The 23178-nt window shown below is 60.3% G+C and carries 22 protein-coding genes, 1 pseudogene and 1 riboswitch; of the genes and pseudogenes, 18 read left to right on the forward strand and 5 right to left on the reverse strand.

The genetic code is table 11. The features are described 5' to 3' along the window. Positions 1 to 1314: a PQQ-dependent sugar dehydrogenase gene (locus AC1DIS_RS09505; protein ID WP_138866096.1), complete on the reverse strand. Its 1314-nt coding sequence runs from the start codon at positions 1312 to 1314 to the stop codon at positions 1 to 3. 68 nt (positions 1315 to 1382) lie between these two features. Then, the gene (locus tag AC1DIS_RS09510; RefSeq protein WP_477780846.1) at positions 1383 to 1967 is read right to left on the reverse strand and encodes a hypothetical protein; all 585 of its coding nucleotides are present in this window, start codon (positions 1965 to 1967) and stop codon (positions 1383 to 1385) included. A 154-nt stretch (positions 1968 to 2121) separates the two neighbouring features. Then, positions 2122 to 2355, forward strand: a riboswitch (cobalamin riboswitch). Between the two features lie 81 nt (positions 2356 to 2436). Between AC1DIS_RS09510 and cobO the strand changes: the two genes are divergently transcribed. From cobO to AC1DIS_RS09580, 14 genes are all read left to right on the forward strand, one after another. Then, the gene (cobO, locus tag AC1DIS_RS09515) at positions 2437 to 3048 is read left to right on the forward strand and encodes a cob(I)yrinic acid a,c-diamide adenosyltransferase (protein ID WP_007936078.1); all 612 of its coding nucleotides are present in this window, start codon (positions 2437 to 2439) and stop codon (positions 3046 to 3048) included. Then, entirely contained in the window at positions 3045 to 4370 is a 1326-nt protein-coding gene (locus AC1DIS_RS09520) for a cobyrinate a,c-diamide synthase (protein WP_477744261.1), read from the forward strand. Before cobO ends, AC1DIS_RS09520 begins: the two co-directional genes overlap by 4 nt. Continuing rightward, positions 4367 to 5017: a 5,6-dimethylbenzimidazole synthase gene (bluB, locus tag AC1DIS_RS09525; RefSeq protein ID WP_018925129.1), complete on the forward strand. Its 651-nt coding sequence runs from the start codon at positions 4367 to 4369 to the stop codon at positions 5015 to 5017. The genes AC1DIS_RS09520 and bluB overlap by 4 nt, the downstream gene beginning before the upstream one ends. Then, complete coding sequence (cbiB, locus tag AC1DIS_RS09530; protein ID WP_018925130.1) at positions 5014 to 5922, forward strand: adenosylcobinamide-phosphate synthase CbiB; 909 nt, start codon at positions 5014 to 5016, stop codon at positions 5920 to 5922. The genes bluB and cbiB overlap by 4 nt, the downstream gene beginning before the upstream one ends. Further along, on the forward strand, positions 5915 to 6907 hold the full coding sequence (gene cobD / locus AC1DIS_RS09535) for a threonine-phosphate decarboxylase CobD (RefSeq protein WP_477744262.1): 993 nt from the start codon (positions 5915 to 5917) through the stop codon (positions 6905 to 6907). The genes cbiB and cobD overlap by 8 nt, the downstream gene beginning before the upstream one ends. Further along, positions 6904 to 8355, forward strand: coding sequence for a cobyric acid synthase (locus AC1DIS_RS09540; RefSeq protein ID WP_018925132.1), 1452 nt, complete (start codon positions 6904 to 6906; stop codon positions 8353 to 8355). Before cobD ends, AC1DIS_RS09540 begins: the two co-directional genes overlap by 4 nt. Positions 8356 to 8397: 42 nt before the next feature. Beyond that, positions 8398 to 8919: a bifunctional adenosylcobinamide kinase/adenosylcobinamide-phosphate guanylyltransferase gene (gene cobU / locus AC1DIS_RS09545; RefSeq protein WP_018925133.1), complete on the forward strand. Its 522-nt coding sequence runs from the start codon at positions 8398 to 8400 to the stop codon at positions 8917 to 8919. Then, complete coding sequence (gene cobT / locus AC1DIS_RS09550; RefSeq protein WP_018925134.1) at positions 8916 to 9971, forward strand: nicotinate-nucleotide--dimethylbenzimidazole phosphoribosyltransferase; 1056 nt, start codon at positions 8916 to 8918, stop codon at positions 9969 to 9971. Before cobU ends, cobT begins: the two co-directional genes overlap by 4 nt. Next, a complete protein-coding gene (gene cobC, locus AC1DIS_RS09555) occupies positions 9968 to 10543 on the forward strand; it encodes an alpha-ribazole phosphatase family protein (RefSeq protein ID WP_477744264.1) in 576 nt (191 codons plus the stop codon). Before cobT ends, cobC begins: the two co-directional genes overlap by 4 nt. Before the next feature lie 2 nt (positions 10544 to 10545). Beyond that, complete coding sequence (locus tag AC1DIS_RS09560) at positions 10546 to 11277, forward strand: adenosylcobinamide-GDP ribazoletransferase (RefSeq protein WP_477744265.1); 732 nt, start codon at positions 10546 to 10548, stop codon at positions 11275 to 11277. Between the two features lie 254 nt (positions 11278 to 11531). Further along, positions 11532 to 11936, forward strand: a complete 405-nt coding sequence (locus tag AC1DIS_RS09565) for a MarR family winged helix-turn-helix transcriptional regulator (protein WP_477744266.1) — start codon at positions 11532 to 11534, stop codon at positions 11934 to 11936. 52 nt (positions 11937 to 11988) lie between these two features. Beyond that, complete coding sequence (locus AC1DIS_RS09570; RefSeq protein ID WP_477744267.1) at positions 11989 to 13197, forward strand: MFS transporter; 1209 nt, start codon at positions 11989 to 11991, stop codon at positions 13195 to 13197. Then, complete coding sequence (locus tag AC1DIS_RS09575) at positions 13194 to 13316, forward strand: hypothetical protein (protein WP_007936107.1); 123 nt, start codon at positions 13194 to 13196, stop codon at positions 13314 to 13316. Before AC1DIS_RS09570 ends, AC1DIS_RS09575 begins: the two co-directional genes overlap by 4 nt. Before the next feature lie 71 nt (positions 13317 to 13387). Next, entirely contained in the window at positions 13388 to 13939 is a 552-nt protein-coding gene (locus AC1DIS_RS09580) for a glutathione peroxidase (RefSeq protein WP_305411662.1), read from the forward strand. Positions 13940 to 14028: 89 nt separating this feature from the next. On the opposite strand, the gene AC1DIS_RS09585 is transcribed toward AC1DIS_RS09580, so the two are convergent. The 3 genes and pseudogenes from AC1DIS_RS09585 to AC1DIS_RS09595 all read right to left on the reverse strand — a co-directional run. After that, positions 14029 to 15297: an OmpP1/FadL family transporter gene (locus AC1DIS_RS09585; RefSeq protein ID WP_064619339.1), complete on the reverse strand. Its 1269-nt coding sequence runs from the start codon at positions 15295 to 15297 to the stop codon at positions 14029 to 14031. A 146-nt stretch (positions 15298 to 15443) separates the two neighbouring features. Further along, a complete protein-coding gene (locus AC1DIS_RS09590) occupies positions 15444 to 15926 on the reverse strand; it encodes a hypothetical protein (protein ID WP_007936111.1) in 483 nt (160 codons plus the stop codon). A 410-nt stretch (positions 15927 to 16336) separates the two neighbouring features. After that, a pseudogene (locus AC1DIS_RS09595) lies at positions 16337 to 16458 on the reverse strand (phosphatidylcholine/phosphatidylserine synthase); the annotation flags it as partial. 485 nt (positions 16459 to 16943) lie between these two features. On the opposite strand from AC1DIS_RS09595, the gene AC1DIS_RS09600 reads away from it, so the two are divergent. From AC1DIS_RS09600 to AC1DIS_RS09615, 4 genes are all read left to right on the forward strand, one after another. Beyond that, positions 16944 to 17993, forward strand: a complete 1050-nt coding sequence (locus AC1DIS_RS09600) for a hypothetical protein (protein WP_477744268.1) — start codon at positions 16944 to 16946, stop codon at positions 17991 to 17993. Positions 17994 to 18170: 177 nt separating this feature from the next. Further along, positions 18171 to 20216, forward strand: a complete 2046-nt coding sequence (locus tag AC1DIS_RS09605) for an iron-containing redox enzyme family protein (protein WP_477745553.1) — start codon at positions 18171 to 18173, stop codon at positions 20214 to 20216. Continuing rightward, positions 20213 to 22054, forward strand: coding sequence for a carbamoyltransferase family protein (locus AC1DIS_RS09610; protein ID WP_477744270.1), 1842 nt, complete (start codon positions 20213 to 20215; stop codon positions 22052 to 22054). Before AC1DIS_RS09605 ends, AC1DIS_RS09610 begins: the two co-directional genes overlap by 4 nt. A 141-nt stretch (positions 22055 to 22195) precedes the next feature. Then, positions 22196 to 23152 (forward strand): TauD/TfdA family dioxygenase, encoded by a 957-nt coding sequence (locus tag AC1DIS_RS09615; RefSeq protein ID WP_064619327.1) that lies wholly within the window; start codon positions 22196 to 22198, stop codon positions 23150 to 23152. Positions 23153 to 23178: the final 26 nt, after the last annotated feature.

The following is a 23178-nucleotide window of genomic DNA, read 5'->3' on the forward strand; positions in this document are numbered from 1 at the left end:
TTACTTGGCCGCGGAAACGCGCCACACCTTGTTCCCCACATCATCCGCCACCAACAAGCCGCCCTGCTGATCGATCACCACGCCCACCGGCCGCCCCATGGCTTTTCCCTCGTCGTTGAGGAAGCCGGTAAGCACATCCAGCGGCTGTCCGCTCGGTTTGCCGGCGCTGAACGGCACGAAAATTACTTTGTAGCCGCTGTGCGGTTTACGGTTCCACGAGCCATGCTGGCCGATGAAGGCGCCTTGGGTGAACGGCGCGGGCAACTTGCTGCCTTCGGCGAACGTCAGGCCCAGCGACGCGGTATGGGGCCCCACCGCGTAGTCCGGTGCAATGGCCTTGGCGACCAGATCAGGGTTTTGTGGCTCGACGCGAACATCGACATGTTGCCCGTAATAGCTGTAAGGCCAGCCATAGAACCCGCCGTCCTTCACTGAAGTGATGTAGTCCGGCACCAGGTCGCTGCCGATTTCGTCACGCTCGTTGACTGCGGTCCACAGTGCGCCGCTTTGTGGCTCCCAGGCCAGGCCGTTCGGGTTGCGAATCCCCGAGGCGAAGATTCGATGGTTGCCGGTGGCGCGATCGACTTCCCAGATCGCCGCGCGACCTTCCTCCTGATCCATGCCGTTTTCACCAACGTTGCTGTTCGAGCCCACGGTGACGTACAGCTTGCTGCCGTCCTTGCTGGCGATGACATTTTTGGTCCAGTGGTGATTTCGCGTGCCGCCCGGCAAATCGACCACTTTGATTGGCTGTGACTTGATCGCTGTCTCGCCGTTTTCATAGTGAAAACGCAGCAAACGGTCGGTGTCGGCGACATACAGGTCTTTGCCAACCAGGGTCATGCCGAAAGGCGAGTTGAGGTTTTCCAGGAACACCGTGCGGGTTTCGGCGACGCCGTCGTGGTCCTTGTCCCGCAGCAGAGTGATGCGGTTCGGGCTGGGGACGCCAGCCCCGGCGCGGCCCATGACTTTGCCCATGATCCAGCCGCGAATGCCATTGCTGTCATCGGATTTGGACGGCGCGTTGGTTTCGGCCACCAGTACGTCGCCGTTGGGCAGCACATAGAGCCAGCGCGGGTGTTCGAGGTTTTCGGCAAACGCTGCTACTTGAGTGCCTGCGGCGGCGACGGGTTTTTTACCCTGAGGCCAGCCGATCGCCGGGGCGATGTTCACCGTCGGGATCAGGGTTTTGTTCGGTTCCGGCAGCTTGGGCGACGGTCCGGTGCCGTCCGAGACTTGCAGGCTGGAGGTTTCACCACAGGCGGCGAGCCCTCCGGCGAGCGCTATGATGAGAATGAGCTGGGGTTTGCGCATTACTGATCTTCCCTATGAATGCATTGACGTAATCATAGAGAAGCGTAAACACCCGATGGTTCAACCGGTCAGCCGCGGGCCTCCTTGAACAGCACGGCGATCCCCGGATGGTAGTTGCCGGCTTCATTGCGCAACTTGCGGTAGGCGTAAGGGAAATACCAGGCCACGGCGCAGGTGTGCTCCTTTTGCAGGTCGTCGAGCATGTCCTGGAGTTCTTCCGGGGTGGCGCTGTGCTGGGCTTTTTGCGGGGCGACAAACAGGCAGCCGAGTTTCAGGTCGCTGGCGTAGCTGATGCGCTTCGCGTCGCTGGTGATGTCCGCCAGTGCCTGGGTCAGGTTCAGGTTGTTGACCCGCGGCCAGCGCTGGGTGGCCTGCAGGTACGCGCGTTCTTCGCTGGTGGCGATAAACAGATCGGCGCGGGCGTTGCGTTCGCCTTCTTCGGTCTGTTTGCGCGACGGTGTTTGCTGCAGCGTGACCATTTCCGCCATCCAGGYTGCGGCAGAGAGCAGGCCGAGGTTGGCGTTTTCGTCGTACCAGTAAGGCGTATCGTTATCGCCGCGCACGGCGTTGTAGCGGTCGATACAGTCAAACCAGCGTTCCAGCACCGGGCGCAGGAATTCCAGCTTCGGATTGCTGATGATCATGCCTTGCATGTGGCTCACCCTTGTTATTGTGTTGTGAGGTTGTGGCTCTTTGATATCACTGCTGGCAGTGTGGCACAAGATTGGCGTCAGATAATTGATCAGCGGCAGTTATTCGCCGGAAGGCGTCCCGTCTTTAATTGACGCTCCACCCCCAACCCTCTAACCTTCGCGGCTTGTTTCAGGTGCTCTGTGGCCTTGGTCGACAGAGTGAAACAGGGAAGCCGGTGAGTGGATTTCTTCCAGCGAAGAATGATCACGATCCCGGCGCTGCCCCCGCAACGGTAAATGAGTGAAGACTGCGCCTGATGCCACTGTGTCGATGAACGATGCGGGAAGGCGCGCAGTTGGCCCCGAGCCGCTCATGAGCCCGGAGACCGGCCTGATCCATTCAGCGGCATCACGGTGGGCGATGCCAGGCTTCTTGCCGTCTATTCTTGTGCCTGCCCGCCGTTATCCAGCCTCAACGGAGAGCTCCCCCATGACTGATACCCCTGATCGTGACGAACGCCATCTGGCGCGCATGCTGCGCAAAAAAGCCGTGATCGACGAACGCATCGCCAATTCGCCGAATGAATGCGGCCTGCTGCTGGTGCTGAGCGGCAACGGTAAAGGCAAAAGCAGTTCGGCGTTCGGCATGCTTGCGCGCTCCATGGGCCACGGCATGCAATGCGGTGTGGTGCAGTTCATCAAGGGGCGCAGCAGCACTGGCGAGGAGCTGTTCTTCCGGCGTTTCCCGGAGCAGGTGCGTTTTCATGTGATGGGCGAGGGCTTCACCTGGGAAACCCAGGACCGCCAGCGTGACATCGCCGCCGCCGAAGCTGCGTGGGCGGTGTCCCGCGAACTGCTGAGCGATCCGTCGATTGGCCTGGTGGTACTCGATGAATTGAACATCGCCCTCAAGCACGGTTACCTCGATCTCGATCAGGTGCTCAGCGACTTGCAGGCCCGTCCGCCGATGCAGCATGTGGTGGTCACTGGCCGTGGCGCCAAACCGGAGATGATCGAACTGGCTGACACCGTCACCGAAATGGGCATGATCAAGCACGCCTTCCAGGCCGGGATCAAGGCGCAAAAAGGCGTCGAGTTGTGAATCAACCACGTCAATGCCCGGCGGTACTGATTGCCGCGCCGGCCTCCGGTCAGGGCAAGACCACCGTCACCGCCGCGCTCGCCCGCTTGCACCGCAATCAGGGGCGCAAGGTGCGTGTGTTTAAATGCGGCCCGGACTTTCTCGACCCGATGATTCTCGAGCGCGCCAGCGGTGCGCCGGTCTATCAGCTGGACATGTGGATGGTTGGCGAGCAGGAAAGTCGTCGCCTGTTGTGGGAAGCCGCTGGCGAAGCTGACCTGATTCTCATCGAAGGCGTCATGGGGTTGTTCGACGGTACGCCGTCCAGTGCCGACCTGGCGCGGCATTTCGGTGTGCCGGTGCTCGGCGTGATTGACGGCACCGCGATGGCGCAGACGTTTGGCGCACTGGCCCTGGGGCTTGCGCGCTATCAGCCGGATTTGCCGTTTGCCGGTGTGTTGGCCAACCGGGTTGGCACCCTGCGTCATGCGCAATTGCTCGAAGGCAGTCTGACAGAAGGCTTGCGCTGGTACGGCGCGTTGTCCCGGGAGACCGGCATCGAATTGCCGAGTCGGCACCTCGGCCTGGTACAGGCCAGCGAATTGAATGATCTCGATCTGCGCCTCGATGCAGCCGCCGCCTCGCTGGCCAGCAGTTGCGACGTGGCTTTACCGCCTGCCGTGGAATTCGCCGCGCCTGAAGTGATCGCCGCCGAACCATTGCTGGCCGGTGTGCGGATTGCCGTGGCCCGGGACGAAGCCTTTGCATTTACCTACGGCGCGAGCCTGGATCTGCTGCGGGCGATGGGCGCCGAGTTGTCTTTCTTCTCGCCGATCCGCGACCGCGAGTTGCCGGCGGCAGACAGCCTTTATCTGCCGGGCGGTTACCCTGAATTGCACCATGTGGCGTTGTCACAAAACACGCCAATGCTGACCGCCATCCGCGCGCATCACTCGGCGGGCAAACCGTTGCTGGCCGAGTGTGGCGGCATGTTGTACCTGCTGGACTCGTTGACCGATGTCGAGGGTACTCGCGCTGAATTGGTTGGCTTGCTGACCGGTGATGCGGTGATGCAGAAGCGTTTGGCGGCGTTGGCCTTGCAGGCGGTGGAGCTGCCCGAAGGTTTGCTGCGTGGGCACACCTATCACCACTCGCTGACCAGCACCGAGCTTGAGCCGATTGCGCGTGGCCTGAGCCCCAATGGCGGGCGAGGGGCGGAGGCGGTTTATCGTGAGGGGCGGATGACGGCCTCTTATGTGCACTTTTATTTTCCGTCCAATCCGGCGGCGATTGCTGCGTTGTTGGCACCCGATCGTGAAGCCGCCATCGCGAGCAGGTCATGACAGAAAACGCCTTTTCCGAAGCCGAGCGCGATGCGGTCTACCGAGCCATCGGCGAACGCCGTGACATGCGCCACTTCAGCGGCGGCACGGTCGAGCCCGAGTTACTGAGGCGCCTGCTCGAAGCCGCGCACCAGGCGCCGAGCGTCGGCCTGATGCAGCCCTGGCGGTTCATCCGCATCAGCGACCGGGCGCTGCGCGGACAGATCCAGCAACTGGTGGAGGAAGAGCGCGTCCGCACCGCCGAAGCCCTCGGCGAGCGCTCCGACGAATTCATGAAGCTCAAGGTCGAAGGCATCCAAGACTGCGCCGAAGTGCTGGTCGCTGCGCTGATGGACGATCGCGAACGGCATATCTTCGGCCGTCGTACGTTGCCGGAAATGGACATGGCCTCGCTGTCCTGTGCCATCCAGAACCTTTGGCTGGCGTCCCGCGCCGAAGGCCTGGGCATGGGCTGGGTGTCGCTGTTCGAACCGCAAGCCTTGGCGAACCTGTTGGGTTTACCGGTCGGGGCCAAGCCTTTGGCCGTTCTTTGCCTGGGGCCGGTCAAGGAATTCTATCCAGCGCCGATGCTGGTACTCGAAGGCTGGGCGCAAGCGCGTCCGCTCAACGAGTTGCTGTATGAAAATTATTGGGGAGTGAGTCAATGAGTGTGGCGTTGTTGAGTGTCGCCGCGGTCGCGCTGGATGCGCTGCTGGGTGAACCCAAACGCTGGCATCCGCTGGTGGCGTTCGGTCGTTTTGCCGATCGCATCGAACAACGTTTCAACTCCGCTGGCCGCGGTTGGCGCAGTCACGGGGTGACGGCCTGGGTGATGGCGGTCGTGCCGCTGACCTTGCTGGTCACCGCGCTGTCCTGGGCACCTTATGTTGGCTGGATCGTCGAGATTCTCGCGCTCTATTGCGCGCTTGGCATGCGCAGCCTCGGCGAGCATGTCGAGCCGGTGGCCAAGGCCCTGCGCAGCGATGATCTGGTTGAGGCGCGCACACGCGTCGGTTATCTGGTCAGCCGTCAGACCAGCGAACTGGACAAAACCGAAGTCGCCCGCGCCGCCACCGAATCGGTGTTGGAGAACGGCAGCGATGCAGTGTTCGCCGCGCTGTTCTGGTTTGCCGTGGCGGGTGCGCCCGGTGTGGTGCTCTATCGTCTGAGCAACACCCTGGATGCGATGTGGGGTTATCGCAACGAACGCTTCGAGCGTTTCGGCTGGGCTGCCGCAAAGATCGACGATGTCCTCAACTACATTCCTGCACGCCTGGTGGCGTTGACCTACGCACTGTTGGGCAAAACCCGACTGGCGCTGAAATGCTGGCGCACCCAGGGGCCGACCTGGGACAGCCCGAATGCCGGGCCTGTGATGGCGGCTGGTGCCGGTGCGTTGGGTGTCGAGTTGGGCGGGGCGGCGATTTATCACGGCGAACTGCATCAGCGTCCGCAGTTGGGCGAAGGCGTGCCGGCGGATGCCGATTCCATCGACCGTGGCTGGCAATTGGTCCAGCGCGGGGTATGGTTATGGCTGCTGATTCTCTGCGTGGGGGCTGAATTCTATGCTTGAACACGGTGGCCGGTTGCGCAAGGCAGCACTTGAATACGGTATCGCCGAAGCCGATTGGCTCGACCTGTCCAGTGGTCTTGCGCCCTGGCCATTCCCGGTTCCGGATATCCCGCTGCGGGCCTGGGCACGTTTGCCGGAAACCGATGACGGTCTGGAGCAAGCCGCCTGCGACTATTACGGTGCGGCCCAGGTGTTGCCCGTGGCCGGTTCGCAAATGGCGATTCAGTTGCTGCCGCGTTTGCGCAGGGCCGGCAAGGTCGGCGTGCTGTCGCCGTGTTACGCCGAGCACGCCGAAGCCTGGCGTCGCAACGGTTATGTCGTGCGTGAAGTCCTGGAGTCGGAAGTCGATTTCTTTCTCGACAACCTTGACGTGCTGGTGGTGGTCAATCCGAACAATCCCACGGGTCTGAGCCTGACCCCGGCCCGCCTGCTGGATTGGCATGCGCGGCTGGCCCAGCGCGGTGGCTGGTTGGTGGTGGACGAGGCGTTCATGGACAACACACCGCATTTGAGTCTGGCGCCGTTCACCAACCAGATCGGCTTGATCGTGCTGCGTTCCTTCGGCAAGTTTTTCGGCCTGGCCGGTGTGCGGCTCGGGTTTGTGCTGGCCGAGCGCAAGTTGCTCAAACTGTTGGCCTCGCAGGTCGGGCCTTGGGCGGTCAGTGGGCCGACCCGCGTCTTGGGCCAGGCGTGCCTGACGGATACGGACGGGCACACCCGACAGCGCATTCGCACTGACGAAGCTGGCGAGCGTCTGGCGTTGCTGCTTGAGCGGTATGGTTTCAAACCTCAGGGCGGTTGCGCGTTGTTCCAGTGGCTGATCACCGAGCGCGCCCAAGCGCTGCATGAATTCATGGCCCGGCGTGGCATTCTGCTGCGGTTGTTCACCCACAACAGCAGCCTGCGTTTTGGTTTACCTGCGGATGAAGCGGACTGGTCGCGCCTCGAACAAGCCCTGCAAATCCATGCCAAGGAAAACCCATGACAACGTTGATGGTGCAAGGCACCACATCCGATGCCGGTAAAAGCACACTGGTGACGGCACTGTGTCGCTGGGTCACGCGCCAAGGCGTGAGCGTGGTGCCGTTCAAGCCGCAGAACATGGCCCTCAACAGTGCGGTGACCGCCGACGGTGGCGAGATAGGTCGCGCTCAGGCGGTGCAGGCCCAGGCTTCAAACCTTGAACCGCACACCGACATGAACCCGGTGCTGCTTAAACCCAACAGTGATACCGGCGCCCAAGTGATCATCCATGGCCGCGCCGTCACCACCATGAATGCGGTCGCCTATCACGACTACAAAGCCATCGCCATGCAGGCGGTGCTGGCCTCCCATGAACGGCTGAGCGCGGCGTATCCGCTGGTGATGGTTGAAGGGGCGGGCTCGCCGGCCGAGATCAACCTGCGCGCCGGCGACATCGCCAACATGGGGTTTGCCGAGGCGGTGGACTGCCCGGTGGTGCTGATTGCCGACATCAATCGCGGCGGAGTTTTCGCGCATTTGGTCGGTACGCTGGAGCTGCTGTCGCCGAGCGAACAGGCGCGGGTCAAAGGCTTCATCATCAACCGTTTTCGCGGCGATATCGCCTTGCTGCAACCGGGGCTGGACTGGCTGGAAGCGCGCACCGGCAAACCAGTGATCGGCGTGTTGCCTTATGTGATGGACCTGCATCTTGAGGCCGAGGACGGCCTCGATCAACGTCAGACCGACAAGGCCGATCAAGTACTCAACGTGGTGGTGCCGGTACTGCCGCGCATCAGCAACCACACCGATTTCGATCCACTGCGCCTGCATCCGCAAGTGGACCTGCAATTCATCGGCCCTGGCCAGGCGATTCCACCGGCCGACCTGATGATCCTCCCGGGTTCGAAAAGCGTACGCAGCGACCTCGCGTACCTGCGGAGCAACGGCTGGGACTCGGCGATCGCGCGGCACTTGCGCTACGGCGGCAAAGTGCTGGGAATCTGCGGCGGCCTGCAAATGCTCGGTGAGCAGGTGCATGACCCGCTGGGCCTCGAAGGCGCGCCGGGTTCCAGTGCCGGTTTGGGTTTGCTGGCGTTCGAAACGCAGCTCGAAGAAGAGAAGCAGTTACGCAACGTACGTGGGCGTCTGGCGCTGGAAGATGCGCAGGTCAGCGGCTATGAAATTCATGCCGGCGTGACCACCGGGCCGGCGCTGGAAAACGCCGCCGTGCAGCTGGACGATGGTCGCAGCGATGGTGCGCAAAGTGCCGATGGGCAGATTTTCGGTACGTACCTGCATGGCCTGTTCGAATCACCGGCGGCGTGCAGTGCACTGTTGCGTTGGGCTGGTTTGCAGGAGGTGCAGGAGGTGGATTACCACGGGTTGCGCGAGCGCGATATCGAGCGGTTGGCGGATCTGGTGGAGAAGCATCTGGATACCTCGCTGTTGCGTGAACTCTGCGGTTTTTGAGGTGGCTGCACTGGCCTCATCGAAGATTTTAAGGAATGAACCATGCTGCAACTGATCCTCGGCGGCGCCCGCTCCGGCAAAAGTCGTCTGGCTGAAAAGCTGGCGACTGACAGTCAGCTCCACGTCACTTACATCGCCACCAGCCAACCCCTGGACGGTGAAATGAACGAGCGGGTGGCCCATCACCGTGCCCGTCGTCCGGCCGAATGGGCGTTGATCGAGGAACCGCTGGAGCTGGCCCGCGTACTGCGCGAAAGCGCCGGCGTCGACCGTTGCCTGCTGGTGGATTGCCTGACGCTGTGGCTGACCAATCTGCTGATGCTCGATAACGCCGAGCGCCTGTCGGCCGAGCGCGAGGCCCTGCTGGACTGCCTGGCATCGTTGCCGGGTGAAATCATTTTTGTCAGCAACGAGACCGGAATGGGTGTCGTGCCGCTGGGCGAATTGACTCGCCGCTATGTCGATGAAGCCGGTTGGCTGCATCAAGCCTTGGCCGAGCGCTGCCAACGTGTCGTCCTGACCGTCGCCGGCCTGCCCCTGACTTTGAAAGGAACTGCATTATGACTCACACCTGGTGGCTGAACCCGTGCAAGCCAATCGATGCACAAGTGGTCGAACAGGCGCAGGCGCGTCAGCAGCAATTGACCAAGCCTGCCGGTTCCCTCGGCCAGCTCGAAGCGGTGGCGGTGCAACTGGCCGGGTTGCAGGGGCAGGTCAAGCCGACCCTCGATCAGCTGTGGATCGCGATTTTTGCCGGTGACCATGGCGTGGTCGCCGAAGGGGTGTCGGCGTTTCCGCAGGAAGTCACCGGACAGATGCTGCACAACTTCGTCAGCGGCGGCGCGGCGATCAGCGTGTTGGCGCGGCAGTTGGGCGCGTCCCTTGAAGTAGTCGACCTCGGCACCGTTACGCCGTCATTGAATCTGCCGGGTGTGCGTCACCTGAACGTCGGCCCGGGCACGGCGAATTTCGTCCAGGGCCCGGCGATGACTCAGGCCCAGGGCGAACTCGCCTTGCAGGCTGGTCGCGACAGTGTGCAGCGCGCCATCGCGGCAGGCGCGCAGTTGTTCATCGGCGGCGAAATGGGCATCGGCAATACCACGGCGGCCAGCGCCTTGGCCTGTGCTTTGCTCGATTGCCCGGTGGTGCACCTGGCCGGACCGGGCACTGGCCTGAACGCGGCGGGTGTCAGCCATAAAGCCCAGGTCATCGAGCGCGCCTTGGCGTTGCATGGTGCTCAGCGTGGCGATGCGCTGCAAACCTTGTTCAACCTCGGCGGTTTCGAAATCGCTGCGCTGGTTGGCGCGTACCTGGCTTGTGCTCAGGAAGGTGTCGCGGTGTTGGTCGACGGGTTTATTTGCAGCGTCGCCGCGCTGGTGGCGGTGCGTCTGAATCCGGCCTGTCGTGAGTGGTTGCTGTTCGGTCATCGTGGTGCCGAGCCAGGTCATCGCCATGTGCTGGAAACCCTGAACGCCGAACCGTTGCTGGACCTCGGTCTGCGGTTGGGCGAGGGCAGTGGTGCGGCGTTGGCCGTGCCATTGCTGCGCCTGGCCTGCGACCTGCACGGACAGATGGCAACATTCGCCGAAGCCGCAGTGGCGGATCGCCCGGCATGACCTTGCGCCTGGACCTGTTGCGTCATGGCGAAACCGAACTCGGTGGCGGCCTGCGCGGCAGCCTCGATGATGCGCTGACCGGCAAGGGCTGGGAGCAGATGCGCGCTGCGGTGGTTGAGCAGGGCCCTTGGGATCGCTTGGTCAGCTCGCCGTTGCAGCGTTGTGCACGCTTTGCTGAAGAGCTTGGGACGCAACTGGGGTTGCCGGTGCAGCTGGAAAAGGATCTGCAAGAGCTGCACTTCGGCGCTTGGGAAGGGCAGAGCGCCGCGGCGCTGATGGAAACCAGTGCCGAGGCATTGGGCTTGTTCTGGGCCGATCCCTATTCGTTTACGCCGCCTGATGGTGAGCCGGTTGCCGACTTTTCGACGCGGGTGTTGGCGGCCATTGAGCGGTTGCACGCGGCCTATGCGGGTGAGCGGGTCCTGCTGATCAGTCATGGCGGCGTCATGCGATTGTTGCTGGCGCAAGCGCGCGGATTGCCGCGTGAGCAATTGCTCAACGTTGAGGTCGGCCATGGCGCGTTGTTCTCGTTGACGGTTGAATCCGGCGCCTTGTTAAGGGAAGTGATCTGATCATGTTGCCGTTCTGGATCGCCCTGCAATTTCTCAGCAGCCTGCCGATTCGCCTGCCGGGCATGCCGACGCCCGAGGAGTTGGGCCGGTCGCTGCTGTTTTATCCGCTGGTCGGCGTGCTGTTCGGCGCCATTCTGTGGGCGCTGAATGGGCTGTTGCAGGGCGCGCCGTTGTTGCTTCATGCCGCACTGTTATTGACTGTGTGGGTGTTGCTCAGTGGCGCGTTGCACCTGGATGGCCTGGCCGATAGCGCCGATGCGTGGCTCGGTGGTTATGGCGACCGTGAGCGCACTCTCACGATCATGAAAGACCCGCGTAGCGGGCCGATCGCGGTGGTAACGCTGGTGCTGGTGTTGCTGCTCAAGTTCGCCGCGTTGCTGGCGTTGATCGAGCAGCAGCACAGCGTAGTGCTGATCATCGTTCCACTGATTGCCCGCAGCGCGCTGTTGGGATTATTCCTGACCACACCTTACGTGCGTCGCGGTGGATTGGGGCAGGCGCTGGCCGATCATCTGCCGCGTTTGGCCGGGAAACAGGTGTTGGTGATCAGTGCGGTGGCCTGTGTGTTGATCGCGGGCCTCAGCGGTGTGTGGGCGCTTGCGCTGGCAGCTGTGGTGTTTGTCTGGTTGCGGCAAGTCATGATGCGGCGATTGGGCGGGACGACCGGCGACACTGCCGGGGCGTTGCTGGAGTTGCTGGAAGTAGCGGTGCTGGTGGGGTTGGCGCTGCTCTGAATCCCCGTAGAAGCGAGGCTTGTCAGCCCGCTAAGCGGATTCAGGTGCAGCACACTCTTGGTAGCAGCTGCCGAGCTCGCGAGGCTGCGTTCGGCTGCGAAGCGGTCGCGAGTTCGGCTGAGGCGGTCTGCCTGATGCGCCGCAAGTTCTGATTTTACGACTGCTGCGCAGCCGAACGCAGGCTTCGCCAGCTGTTACAGGTAAAATGTGTCGAAATATTTGCTTTCATTTAACCGCGGGTATATACACGCACCATGCTTCCTTCTCAATGTTTGTGCACTAACCTGCGTCGCGCCGCTCGTGGCGTCAGCAGGCATTACGACGGCGCGCTCGGCGGCTTCGGGATCAACGTTGCCCAGTATTCTCTGCTGTGCAACCTGCAGCGTCTGGATCAGCCGAGCATCTCGACACTGGCCGAGGCCATGGGCCTGGATCGCAGCACCCTGGGGCGCAATCTACGGGTGCTGGAAGGTGAAGGTCTGGTGACGCTGGTCGAGGGCGAAGACATGCGCAATCGCATCGTCCTGCTCACCGAGACAGGGCGCGAACGTCTGGCGGCGGCCTTGCCGGCCTGGGAAGCGGCGCAGCAGCGGTTGATCGACCGTCTGGGTGCCGAGAAGCGTGAAACCTTGCTGAAACTGCTGGACGAACTGGCTTGAGGCCAGTTTTTTCGATCTTAAGCGGGTATATACCCGCTACCGGAGAACAACAATGACATCGATGTGGCGTACGTGCGGTTGGGTGCTGTTGGGCAGTGCGCTGATTCTGGCGTTGTCCCTGGGGGTGCGACACGGCTTCGGGTTGTTTCTGGCGCCGATGAGTGCCGAATTCGGCTGGGGTCGCGAAGTGTTTGCCTTCGCCATTGCCCTGCAGAACCTGATCTGGGGCCTGGCGCAGCCATTCACCGGCGCATTGGCCGACCGCTTTGGCGCCGCAAAGGTGGTGTTGATCGGTGGTGTTCTGTACGCCCTGGGCCTGATGTTCATGGGGTTGTCCGATTCGGCGGTGACCTTGTCCTTGAGCGCCGGGTTGTTGATCGGTATCGGTCTGTCCGGCACCTCGTTCTCGGTGATCCTTGGCGTGGTCGGCCGTGCCGTACCACCGGAAAAACGCAGTATGGGCATGGGGATCGCCAGTGCTGCCGGTTCCTTCGGTCAATTCGCCATGTTGCCCGGCACGCTGGGGCTGATCGGCTGGCTGGGCTGGTCTGCGGCATTGCTGGTGCTGGGCCTGCTGGTGGCGCTGATCGTGCCGCTGGTGAGCATGCTTAAAGACAAGCCGTTGCCGGTGCTCGGGCATGAGCAAACCCTCTCTGAAGCGCTACACGAAGCCTGCTCCCATTCAGGGTTCTGGTTGTTGGCGTTCGGCTTTTTTGTCTGCGGTTTTCAAGTGGTGTTCATCGGTGTGCACTTGCCGGCGTATCTGGTGGATCAACATCTGCCAGCCTCCGTCGGCACCACGGTGCTGGCGCTGATCGGGCTGTTCAATATCTTCGGTACCTATACCGCAGGCTGGCTCGGCGGACGGATGTCCAAACCGCGCTTGCTCACCGCTCTGTATCTGTTGCGGGCGGTGGTGATTGCACTGTTCCTCTGGGCACCGGTCACTCAGGTCACGGCCTATTTGTTCGGCATGGCCATGGGTTTCCTCTGGCTGTCGACGGTGCCCTTGACCAACGGCACGGTGGCAACCTTGTTTGGTGTCCGAAATCTGTCCATGCTCGGCGGGATTGTTTTCCTGTTCCACCAGCTGGGCTCGTTCCTCGGCGGCTGGTTGGGCGGGGTGGTGTATGACCGAACCGGGAGCTACGACTTGATCTGGCAGGTGGCGATTGTCTTGAGTCTGATGGCCGCGGCCCTGAACTGGCCAGTGCGCGAGCAGCCGGTGGCGCGCCTGCAAACCCAAGTGAGTGCCGCATGAACAGTCTTTGGCCGCGGATGGCAGCCATCGCCGTCGGCGTATTGCTGCTGGCCCTGGTTTGGTGGGGCTGGCATCAGGGTGGGCTGGCATTGATGCAGCTGGGCATGGGTGCTTGCTAGCGAGCTGCTTGCTAGCGAGCGGCGAAGGCGAGTAGTTTCGCGTTCTGACGATTGCTCAAGGATGCACCGACATGCCGATGCGCTGGCTTGCAGTTCCTGCGTTGCTGATGGTTTTTTCCGGGCTGGCTCAGGCAGCAGAATGCCCGGAGCTGTTGCAAGGCTCATTGCCGAAGCTGCGCGCCAAGGAATCCATCGATTTGTGCCAGCGCTTCGCCGGCAAACCGTTGGTGGTGGTCAATACCGCAAGCTTCTGTGGCTTCGCCCCGCAGTTCAAAGGTCTTGAGGCGCTGTATCAGCGCTACAAGGATCAAGGGCTTGAGGTGGTCGGTGTTCCATCCAATGACTTCAGGCAAGAGTCCAAGGATGGTGCAGAGACTGCCAAGGTCTGTTACGTGAATTACGGCGTGACCTTCACCATGACCGAACCGCAGAAAGTCCGCGGCGATGACGCCACGCATTTGTTCAAGGTCCTTGCCGAGCAAAGCAGTTCGCCGAAGTGGAATTTCTACAAATACGTGGTCGATCGCCAAGGCAACGTGATCGCCAATTTCTCCAGCCTGACCAAGCCCGACAATCCCGAGTTCATCGAGGCGGTGGAGAAAGCCCTGGCCTCGAAGCCCTGATCGACGCGCACTAAAAAGCCCCGCCTCTGTACAAGAGTGCGGGGCTTTTTCAATTCAGGCGGCGAGGGGTTCAGGTTCGCCGTGAATGATCAGAAACGGTAGGTCGCGCCTACACCGAAACCGTTTGCCCAGTTTTCATACTTGGCGTTGTAGCTCTGGCGGCCGTTGCTGTTGTTGACCTTGACCGACTCTTCGCGCAGGTACGAGTACGCTACGTCGATGGTCAGGTCGTCGGTCGGACTCCAGCCTGCGCCCAGGCTGAAAATCTTGCGATCGCCAGTCGGAATGCGCGGGGAGCGGTTTTCGTTGTTGGTTGGTGCCTGGTCGACGGACAGACCGGTACGCAGAACCCATTGTTTGTTCAACTGGTACGAAGCACCGATGGCGTGAGCCCAGGTGTCATGCCAGTTCTGTTCTTCGGTGATGGTACCAAACCGGCTGTTCAGGGCTGCAGGGACGCCGCTGTTTTCGACGCTGATTTCTTTCAGGCGGCTCCAGCGAGTCCAGGTGCTGCCCGCGTAGAGGGTCCACTTGTCATCCAGTTGATGAGTGAGCGAGATATCAACCGATTCAGGAGTCGTTATGTCCAGGGATGCATCGTACTTCTGGTTAGGGTTCTGACCCAGAGCCCCGAGGAGGCTGTAGTTGACCTTGGTGTCACCTTCGAGCTTGTACTTCACTTTCGAGTGGTAGGTCAGGCCAACGCGAGTGCTGTCGGTCGCTTGTACCAAGATGCCGATGTTGTACCCCAGCGCGGTGTCGTCACCTTTGATCTTGACGTTACCGTCCGCTGCGCGCGGGTTTAGTGACAGGTTCGATTCCAGGGTGCCGTCAATGCGGTTGATGGTCGGACCGAAACCGATCGACACCTTGTCGTTGAAGGCATAGCTGATGGTTGGCTGGAGAGTCACGATTTTGACTTCGCTTTTACTGCCGAAGTAACGGCCGGCGAAGCCGTTCTCGTAGTCGGTCACCAGACCGAATGGAGCATAGACGCCGAAACCGACTGCCCACTGGTCATCGAGTGGCTTTACGTAGTAGCCCATGGGCACGCCCATGAAAGGGACCATGTCACCTTTGTTGGTACCACCATTCGGGCTGGAGCTGGCATCACTGATGTCAGCGTGCGCGTCGATAAATGCAACACCGCCGGTCACCTGTTCGCGCTTGAGGCGAGACATGCCGGCAGGGTTACCAAAAACAGTGGATGCGTCGTCGGCAGAAGAAGATCGCCCGGCAAAACCTGTCCCCATCCCGCTGATGCTTTGTTCGTTGAGGGCAAAGCCACTGGCGAAGATCTGGGTGGATGCCAAGGCAACGGCGAGGCTAAGGGTGGTTTTGAGCATTACTTTTTTCATTATTAGAACTCCTGGTGATCACCGGAGCGAAAATTACCAACATTTTCGTCCGGGCGCCATAGCCTGTATTGCTTGATTTAGAGCGGTTTTGTAGGACAATCCGACCAAAATCGCGACCTGTTGGGCGATCTTCTGAAATGGGTGAATCAGCAGGCGACCTGATTCAACGATGAAACACAGGTTTGCCAGGCGTAGGTGAAGTCTCGCAAACGACCTTGGGGCTGGAAGGTCTGGCGCCAGATTCGGGCCATTCCCAGCAAGTCATCGGAGGCGGGGAGGGGAGTGTTCTGTTCTTCTACCAGCAGCCAGGCGATGGCTGTGGCGTAACGCAGGTTGACGGTCAATTCCAGGTGCGGCCCGCTGAGAAAAGCATGCTGGCTGGCCAGGCCGCGAACCAGGCTCGCCCGCTCCGGGTCCAGGGCCAGGTAGTGATCCCAGAGGGCCTGGTGGCGGGGCTCGGCGATCCGGTACAAGCCGTGTCCACGGCGGTCATGCAGGGCTGAACCAAGGGCTGACTGACTGGCGGCGATGCCCAGCAGCAGGGATTCGGCAGTCGCGCTATGGCGCCCGAGGTAGATCAATGTCGGACGGATCACATAACGGCACAGTTCGCTGGCAGCGATACCCATAAAGCCCTCGAAACATCAAGTGGTCGGCGATACCTGAAGAGGCCTTGGCAGCTGTGGATCGAATCAGGCTCGCCGTAAGCGGATCAAGCCGCTTGAGTTGAAGTGTAGTGTCATTATTTTGCTGTAAAGGACTGTTTTTAAAATATTTCCGGCTTCGAGTTATAAACGTTATATCGGTTGGTGCTTAGGCAATGGCGGCTAAAAGAGAAATATCGGGCGATAAAAACCCCGCTTTTCAGGGTGATGCTGTTCACCTAAGCGGAGCCGCCTTACCGTCCTTGGCCTGGAAGGCCTTGGACGGTGCAGACGCGACTCACTCTATGGGGGTGTTTTGGAGGAAGGTGCTCAGGAGCCGGCGTACGCGACGGCGACAGGTCGATGATGTAAAGGCACAGTGCAACCACGTTCTACGTGGCGGCGAAGCCCTGGAAGGAGTTGTCCTTGCTCTTCATGTTGACATTGCCAAAGCAAACAGCGACGGCACCAGAATCAGCGACACGGCCAGCAGCAGGGTGTCGTCAGGCAACTTGACCGGGCATTCATAGGGTTTGTTGATTTACGCGCCTTTTCATGAATATTTTTTTTCTTGGATAAAATGCAGGTGCTTCATTTGACATTTGGGATCCAATGTCTAGAATCGATCGCATGAGCCCCTCGGATGGGCCAAAAAAGAATAAAAGTAAGAAGGAAGATACAATGCATGGAAGCTATCCGTATCAGCGTATTGCAGTCTGCAATACCTTCAAATTGCACCTCGCAAAAATCATCACTGAATTTCCCGCCTCGTCGCATTGTGCTGTGAATTATTTTGCTCGCGCACGGTTTTAATTAATTTCGACCTTCATGCATCTAACAGTTTGGATTGTTGATATCCCAAACTTATGGTGCCTGGCTTGCTGTGGGCCGTTATTGGCAGGTTCGCACTTTCGATATTGAATAATCGAAATAGACGTTCGTCCCAAAAAAAGTTGGCTGATCAAATGGAATTCCGATTCTCGCTAAAGGAGTGGCTTGGCCATGTTTAAAAGACGCAAGCGCATTGCGCTGGATGATCCCAGTCTGGAACGTGTGAAGTTAACACCCCAGATGCTCACCTACGATCAATTCGCCAGTCGCAGTCGTTCCCAGTACTTGCCTTATGTGATGGGTTTCAATGCCGCCGATTACCGTTCGGAAGCGATCAATACCGATCGGCTCGGATTTCGCCTGGCCTATGATGCGCAAGGTCGGCCGGTCAGTGTCGGCACCCTCGAGGCCAGCACGCTATCAGAGGTGAATTTACTGGTCGGGGCCTCGTCAGCCTTGGGTTACGGGGCTTCCAGTGATGCCGCCTCGGTAGCGAGCCGCCTGTCCACGCATGATCCCGATGCTACGCCATGGCTGAATTTCGCGGGGCATACCTTTAATGCGACCCAGGAATTGATGCTGTTCGTGCTGCATGCTCATCGACTGCCCAAAGTGCGACGCATCGTGATCATGGGCGGCTTCAATACTCTGGTCATGGCGCGTCTTCCTGAGTTCATTCGAGGTGATCTGCCACCGTTCTACTTCTGCGGTGACTATTACGAAAAGTTTGATGAAATTGCTGAGGAAAATGGTGCAGAACTGCCGCCTGGAAAACTTCCAAAATGGCCGGCCGAAACGACTGAGGTTCCGCCTGTTTCGCAAACTCTGGTACGCGCTCTGCAAGACACCATGAATTGTCTGACTACCTGGAAACGCCTCGCGGATTCTTTGGGTGCAGAACTTACGTTTGTTCTCCAGCCCTTGGCGACTTGGGTAAGAACGCCGTGTGCCGAAGAACAGAAGCTGTTTAATGAGCTTGATCAGATTTCCCGGTTTGGTACCTGGCAGCATTTATATGGCGATATATCCGCCCCCACGGTCGCGGAATATTACGCCGATAGTCTGGCCAACGGTTGTCATGACTTGGGTATTCGATTTGCCAGTTTGATCGATGATTTTAGAGAGCGTCCGGATGATGAATGGTTATACGTTGATCGCGCGCACTTTACCGACCTTGGCAGTGATGTCGTAGCACGCGCCATTCATCGATACCTGCAATGAAAATTTAGGGGGCTCTATGTTAAAGCGAATTCGCAAGGCACTTGGTTCTTTGTTCAAGAAAAAGAAAAAAGCCAAGAAGAAAAACAATTCCTCCATATATCCAATGCACTGATGAAGACTAATAGGCAAATCTTTTCCAGCTTCCTCGGGGCAGAGACCGGGGGAGAGGCCAGGCGCATGTTCACGCCGGTCAGCCTGCGCACTTGCCTGGGTGAGGTGCATGGGACGGACTTGGTAGACGTCGACTTCACCAGCCCGGCGGCTTTGGCGGGGCTGGCGAGTGTTGCATGCGAGCGGCTTGGGCCGTTGCGCGACGGATTCCGAAGGTTGGCACAGACAATCGAGGGGAACGAAGCGGATGCCCAGGCGTTGCGTGCCAAGGCGGCGTTGGAGTCGGCTCCCTTTCTGATCGGCAGTCAGCACCTGATTCATGGGGTGTGCGGCAGCTGGAATAATGAAGCGCGCCATGCCATGGCAGCGCTGAGTATCCATGCGGCGGATGTGGGGGCCGGTCAGCCAGGGGCCAGTCGTATCCAGCGCTACCTGGAATTGCTGCGTCAGCACGCGCTGGCAGATGCTGGCGAAGATCTCTTGCGAGCAGTGGCCGACCCAAGGATCTCGGACGGAGCCTTCAACTTTGCCTCGACCCTGCTCGTATTGGGGCATTTTCCGGAGTCGCTGACGGCCCAGATCCTGGGGATCAACCTTTACCTGCGTCATTGCGGGCTGTTGCCCTCGTTTGAGTTCATCGCCCATAACGAGCCGTCCGCCCGCCAGTTTCTCGATCTGCGTCGCGACCCCGCTGGTAGTGCCGACGATCTTGCCGTGCTCGCCGAAACGGCAGTCCGGGAATTTCTCGTGCAAATGGGCGCTGCCGGAAACGATGGGGTACGCCAAGGCTACCTGTGGGCGCGCCGGCAGGCCGAGGAGATGAACGAAGCGCTGCTCGATGTGCTTGAGCGCTGGCTCGATCCGAGAGAGGCGGCGCGCCACCTGATCAGCCGACGTCGGCTGGATGCTTGTCAATACCACGACAAGACTCAGTTGAATAAGGTGCCGATGAAGCCCTTGCTCGCAGTCGACGACTCCTTGAAGTTTCTCGACCATCTTGCCGCCAGCGCTTACGTGCGGGCGGGCAGGCCGGAATCGAGTCCACTGCTCACCAGCCTGATTTCGCCGCGGGGCAAGATGTTCCGAATCTTCAGTCGCGACGATATTGCCATTCTTCACCGCTGGATCTGCGGCTTGCCTTACTCCGATGCGCCCAGGCAGACCCCGGCTTTCCAGGTATGGAAAGACGACGGAAAACTCGCCGGGGCTCTTCGCGAGGTCGCTGAAACCCAAGCGTTGGTCGCCAGATTCAGCCCGCGACAGGCCTACCCGCGCCTGTTGCGAATGGAGCTCACGCCGTCAGAGGAATCCTATGCCGGTCACTACGTGAAGAGCTGGCTGGCCAGGGCCGCCCGTGGCGTCACCAAGGGGTATTGCTCGTTGCCGGAGCGTTGGGCTCCCGGTGTCCTGCAGCAGTGGTTGCAGGGCCAGCATGAAGCTTCCAACCAGGCACTGGAGCTGGACGAAGAGCTGCCGTCTCGCGATGAGGTGGTCGCCGATATCCTGTCCCTGGCGCCGCTGACAATGATCGACGGGGCCTGGCTGGCCGGGTTCGCCCACCCGGCGGTAGCCTCCACGGCGTACGGCAGCAGACTGTTCGAAACGCTTTTCGATGAGTTGGGCAACGGAATCGAGGCGCAGAACCATCCCGTCATCTACCGCCATCTGCTCAAGGCAGTACATGGCGAGTTGCCGGCCACCGCCGACCCTGGATACGCCAACGCCGCTTGTTTCAACGACGAGAACTTCGAGCTGCCCGTGTTCTGGTTGTCTATCGGGCGATATCCCCAAACCTACTGCCCGGAGATTCTCGGGCTGAACCTGGCGATGGAGCTGTCCGGAGTAGGGGGCGGTTATCGGCGTACCCACAAGGCGTTGGTTGCCTACGGCTATCCGACGATGTTCGTCGATCTGCACAACTCCATCGACAACATCTCCACCGGGCATACGGCATGGGCTGCCGCGAGTCTGGATACCTACCTTTGTGCTTTTTCTCGTAGTGACCGTGATGAACTCTGGGCGCGCGTCCGTAATGGATTCGTCGCGCTCAATCCACCCAGGGAGCAAACAATGCTGGATAAGTTTCGCGAAAAAGTGAGGTCGCTGCTATGACGATTACGCTTGGCATCTCTGCCTTTTATCACGACAGCGCGGCCAGTCTGGTAGTGGACGGCAAGATCGTCGCCGCGGCCCAGGAAGAGCGTTTCAGCCGGATACGGCATGACCCGGGTTTTCCACGCAAGGCCATCGAGTACGTCCTGAGGAACGCAGGTATAAACCTGGCCGATGTCGACCATGTCGCCTATTACGAAGACCCGGCACTGAAGTTCCGTCGGGTACTCTCGACGGCCGCCGTGGCCGGGTTTTCGGCAGCGCGCACCTACGCACCGGTGCTTGGCGAATGGCTATCAACCAAGCGCCGGATGGACCGTGAGGTCGTGCGTCATCTCAGAGCGATGGGAGACCGGGACGGTCGCCGAATCGAAGTGCATGGTCACCACGAGTCCCACGCCGCATCGGCATTTTTCCCCAGTCCTTTCGAGAGCGCCGCGATCCTGTGTATCGACAGTGTCGGCGAGTGGGCGACGACCACCATCTGGCACGGCAGGCCAGAAGGTATCAAGCTGGTTGCCGAGTTGTCCTTTCCCCATTCGCTGGGCCTGCTTTATTCGGCCTTCACCTATTTCTGCGGCTTCAAGGTGGACTCCGGCGAATACAAACTCATGGGACTTGCGCCATATGGCAAGCCTCATTACGTCGACACGATCCTCTCGCATCTGATCGATGTGAAGCCCGATGGCAGCTTCAGGCTCGACTGGACCAAGTTTGAGTTCATTAAAGGCCAGGTCATGACGGGCGATGCCTTTGAGCAGCTGTTCGGTGGCCCCCGGCGCTTGCCCGAGGCCCCCCTTACCGGTCGCGAGTTCGATTTGGCCGCATCGGTGCAGAAAGTCACGGAGATCGTCGTTTCGCGCCTGGCCAAGACCGCCCGTGAGCTCACTGGCGAGACCGCACTGTGCATGGCCGGGGGCGTTGCCCTCAACTGCGTAGCCAACGGCGTGATCTCGCGTGAGCGGATATTCGACCGTCTGTGGGTGCAACCGGCGGCTGGCGATGCGGGTGGCTCGCTGGGCGCCGCGCTGCTGACTGACCGCAAGTATCGCGGCGTAGCAAGCCGCGAACTGCCTGCTGGCGTGCGTGATGGCATGAGCGGAGCATTGCTTGGGCCGGAGTACAGCGAAGAGCAGATCAGGGACGAACTGGAAGCCTGCGGCGCTGTTTTTCACAGGCTTTCGCCGGAAGAGCTCGACCAGCGGGTGAGCACCAGCATCGAGGACGGCGGGGTCATCGGCTGGTTCCAGGGGCGAATGGAGTTCGGTCCGCGATCGCTTGGCAGCCGTTCGATCCTGGGTGATCCGCGCCGCTCGGACACCCAGTCAAACATGAACCTGCGCATCAAGTTCCGCGAGTCCTTCCGCCCCTTCGCTCCCGTGGTGCTTGAGGAAAAAGCGGCAGACTACTTCGACATCGTCGAGGAAAGCCCCTACATGCTGGTGGTCTCGCCCATTGCAACGGGCATTCGCAAGGCGATCCCACAGGAGAGTGCGCGGCTTACCGGGATCGACTTGCTCAAGTTGGTGCGTAGCGAGCTGCCGGCAATCACCCACGTGGACTTCTCGGCAAGGGTGCAGACCGTGGACCGGGAGCGCAACCCGCGGTTCCGGGCGCTGCTTGAACACTTCTATCAGCGTTCAGGGTGTCCTGTATTGGTCAACACCTCGTTCAACGTGCGCGGTGAGCCGATTGTGAACACGCCGTTCGAAGCCTATCGCTGCTTCATGCGTACCAACATGGATGTGCTGGCGATTGGCGACTTCTACCTCGATAAATCGGAGCAGCCTCAGTTCGAGGAGGCGGTCGACTGGCGCGAGACAGTACCGCTGGATTAACTCTTTCATACACTAGGGAAGGTGCACTATGGATTATGTTCTGCTCTACCTGATCCTGCCGTTGGGGATGTTTATCCGACGAACCAAGGCGTTCGCCCATCAGCCGGACCCCAAGGTCACCTCATACCTGAACCGCAAATCATGAGCGTCATGGCCATGGATGTTCAGGAGGCTTCATTGGTACAGGTGGTGGTCGTCAATGATCCCGACCTGACCGGGCTGGAGGGCTGTCGCGTGAGGCTGGCCGAAACGCCGCACTGCGCTGAGAGTGTGGGAGCAGTCGGCGGGGACTGGCTCGGCACAGTGTTGGGCCGGGATATCGTCGAGGCAATTCGCGCATTTCCTGACAGCCCGCACAAAGCGCTGCTCATCAGAGGCATTTCGCTCTCTACGGACGTCGCGACGCCGCGCAATGGTTTCCTGCCCAACGCCGAGTGTGTTCTTGACTTCGATCTGCTGCACTTTGGCATGTTGCGGCTGCTGGGTGTCAGGCCGCATGCAGTCGAGTATGAGAACTTCGGCAAGCTGGTCAGAAACGTCGTTCCGGTCCCGGAGGCCGCGGGCACCACCAGCTCTTGGGGCGCGGATGTGGAGTTTTTCTGGCACACCGACAATCCCAACTGGCCCTTCGCCGATCAAAGCCGAAATGTCGCGACCGCCGTGCCGAACTTCTTGGCCTTTACCGCCGTGCGCAACTTTGAAGGCGCCTCCACCGACATTGTTTGTGTGGATCATGTCCTTTCAAAGCTGCCCGGCTGGGCGATCGCCCAGTTGCAGAAGTCTGCCTACACCTTTGGTGCCCCTGCCTCCAACGAGGGCTTCGATGGCCAGCCGAGGGTACTGCCGGTGCTGGAGCACGACGAGGGCGGTTATCGCCTGCGCTTTGACGATGGCATCGTGGCCGCCCTCGACCTGGACAGCGAAAAGGCACTTGGGCTCCTGCGCCAGTGCCTGCGCGATGCCCAGGGTATAGAGGTGGTGTTGCAACCAGGCGACTTCTTCATTTTCAAAAATGCCCGCGTGCTGCACCGGCGCAAGGCGTTCCAGCCTCTGCTCAACGGCAAGGCGCGCTGGCTGCGCCGGGTGTACGGCAGTTGAGCCTTTGCTTCAAGAACCATCACACA

The organism is Pseudomonas sp. 05N433, from assembly GCF_056396925.1.

Bases quoted from the DNA above. Each gene is read 5' to 3' on its own strand.
- AC1DIS_RS09605 (WP_477745553.1), top strand. From the start codon at position 18,171: ATGTTCACGCCGGTCAGCCTGCGCACTTGCCTGGGTGAGGTGCATGGG.
- AC1DIS_RS09560 (WP_477744265.1), top strand. From the start codon at position 10,546: ATGTTGCCGTTCTGGATCGCCCTGCAATTTCTCAGCAGCCTGCCGATT.
- bluB (WP_018925129.1), top strand. From the start codon at position 4,367: ATGACAGAAAACGCCTTTTCCGAAGCCGAGCGCGATGCGGTCTACCGA.
- AC1DIS_RS09565 (WP_477744266.1), top strand. From the start codon at position 11,532: ATGCTTCCTTCTCAATGTTTGTGCACTAACCTGCGTCGCGCCGCTCGT.
- AC1DIS_RS09570 (WP_477744267.1), top strand. From the start codon at position 11,989: ATGACATCGATGTGGCGTACGTGCGGTTGGGTGCTGTTGGGCAGTGCG.
- cobT (WP_018925134.1), top strand. From the start codon at position 8,916: ATGACTCACACCTGGTGGCTGAACCCGTGCAAGCCAATCGATGCACAA.
- AC1DIS_RS09505 (WP_138866096.1), bottom strand. From the start codon at position 1,314: ATGCGCAAACCCCAGCTCATTCTCATCATAGCGCTCGCCGGAGGGCTC.
- cobC (WP_477744264.1), top strand. From the start codon at position 9,968: ATGACCTTGCGCCTGGACCTGTTGCGTCATGGCGAAACCGAACTCGGT.
- AC1DIS_RS09610 (WP_477744270.1), top strand. From the start codon at position 20,213: ATGACGATTACGCTTGGCATCTCTGCCTTTTATCACGACAGCGCGGCC.
- cobU (WP_018925133.1), top strand. From the start codon at position 8,398: ATGCTGCAACTGATCCTCGGCGGCGCCCGCTCCGGCAAAAGTCGTCTG.
- AC1DIS_RS09590 (WP_007936111.1), bottom strand. From the start codon at position 15,926: ATGGGTATCGCTGCCAGCGAACTGTGCCGTTATGTGATCCGTCCGACA.
- cbiB (WP_018925130.1), top strand. From the start codon at position 5,014: ATGAGTGTGGCGTTGTTGAGTGTCGCCGCGGTCGCGCTGGATGCGCTG.
- AC1DIS_RS09540 (WP_018925132.1), top strand. From the start codon at position 6,904: ATGACAACGTTGATGGTGCAAGGCACCACATCCGATGCCGGTAAAAGC.
- AC1DIS_RS09575 (WP_007936107.1), top strand. From the start codon at position 13,194: ATGAACAGTCTTTGGCCGCGGATGGCAGCCATCGCCGTCGGCGTATTG.
- AC1DIS_RS09580 (WP_305411662.1), top strand. From the start codon at position 13,388: ATGCCGATGCGCTGGCTTGCAGTTCCTGCGTTGCTGATGGTTTTTTCC.
- AC1DIS_RS09615 (WP_064619327.1), top strand. From the start codon at position 22,196: ATGAGCGTCATGGCCATGGATGTTCAGGAGGCTTCATTGGTACAGGTG.
- AC1DIS_RS09600 (WP_477744268.1), top strand. From the start codon at position 16,944: ATGTTTAAAAGACGCAAGCGCATTGCGCTGGATGATCCCAGTCTGGAA.
- AC1DIS_RS09585 (WP_064619339.1), bottom strand. From the start codon at position 15,297: ATGAAAAAAGTAATGCTCAAAACCACCCTTAGCCTCGCCGTTGCCTTG.
- cobO (WP_007936078.1), top strand. From the start codon at position 2,437: ATGACTGATACCCCTGATCGTGACGAACGCCATCTGGCGCGCATGCTG.
- cobD (WP_477744262.1), top strand. From the start codon at position 5,915: ATGCTTGAACACGGTGGCCGGTTGCGCAAGGCAGCACTTGAATACGGT.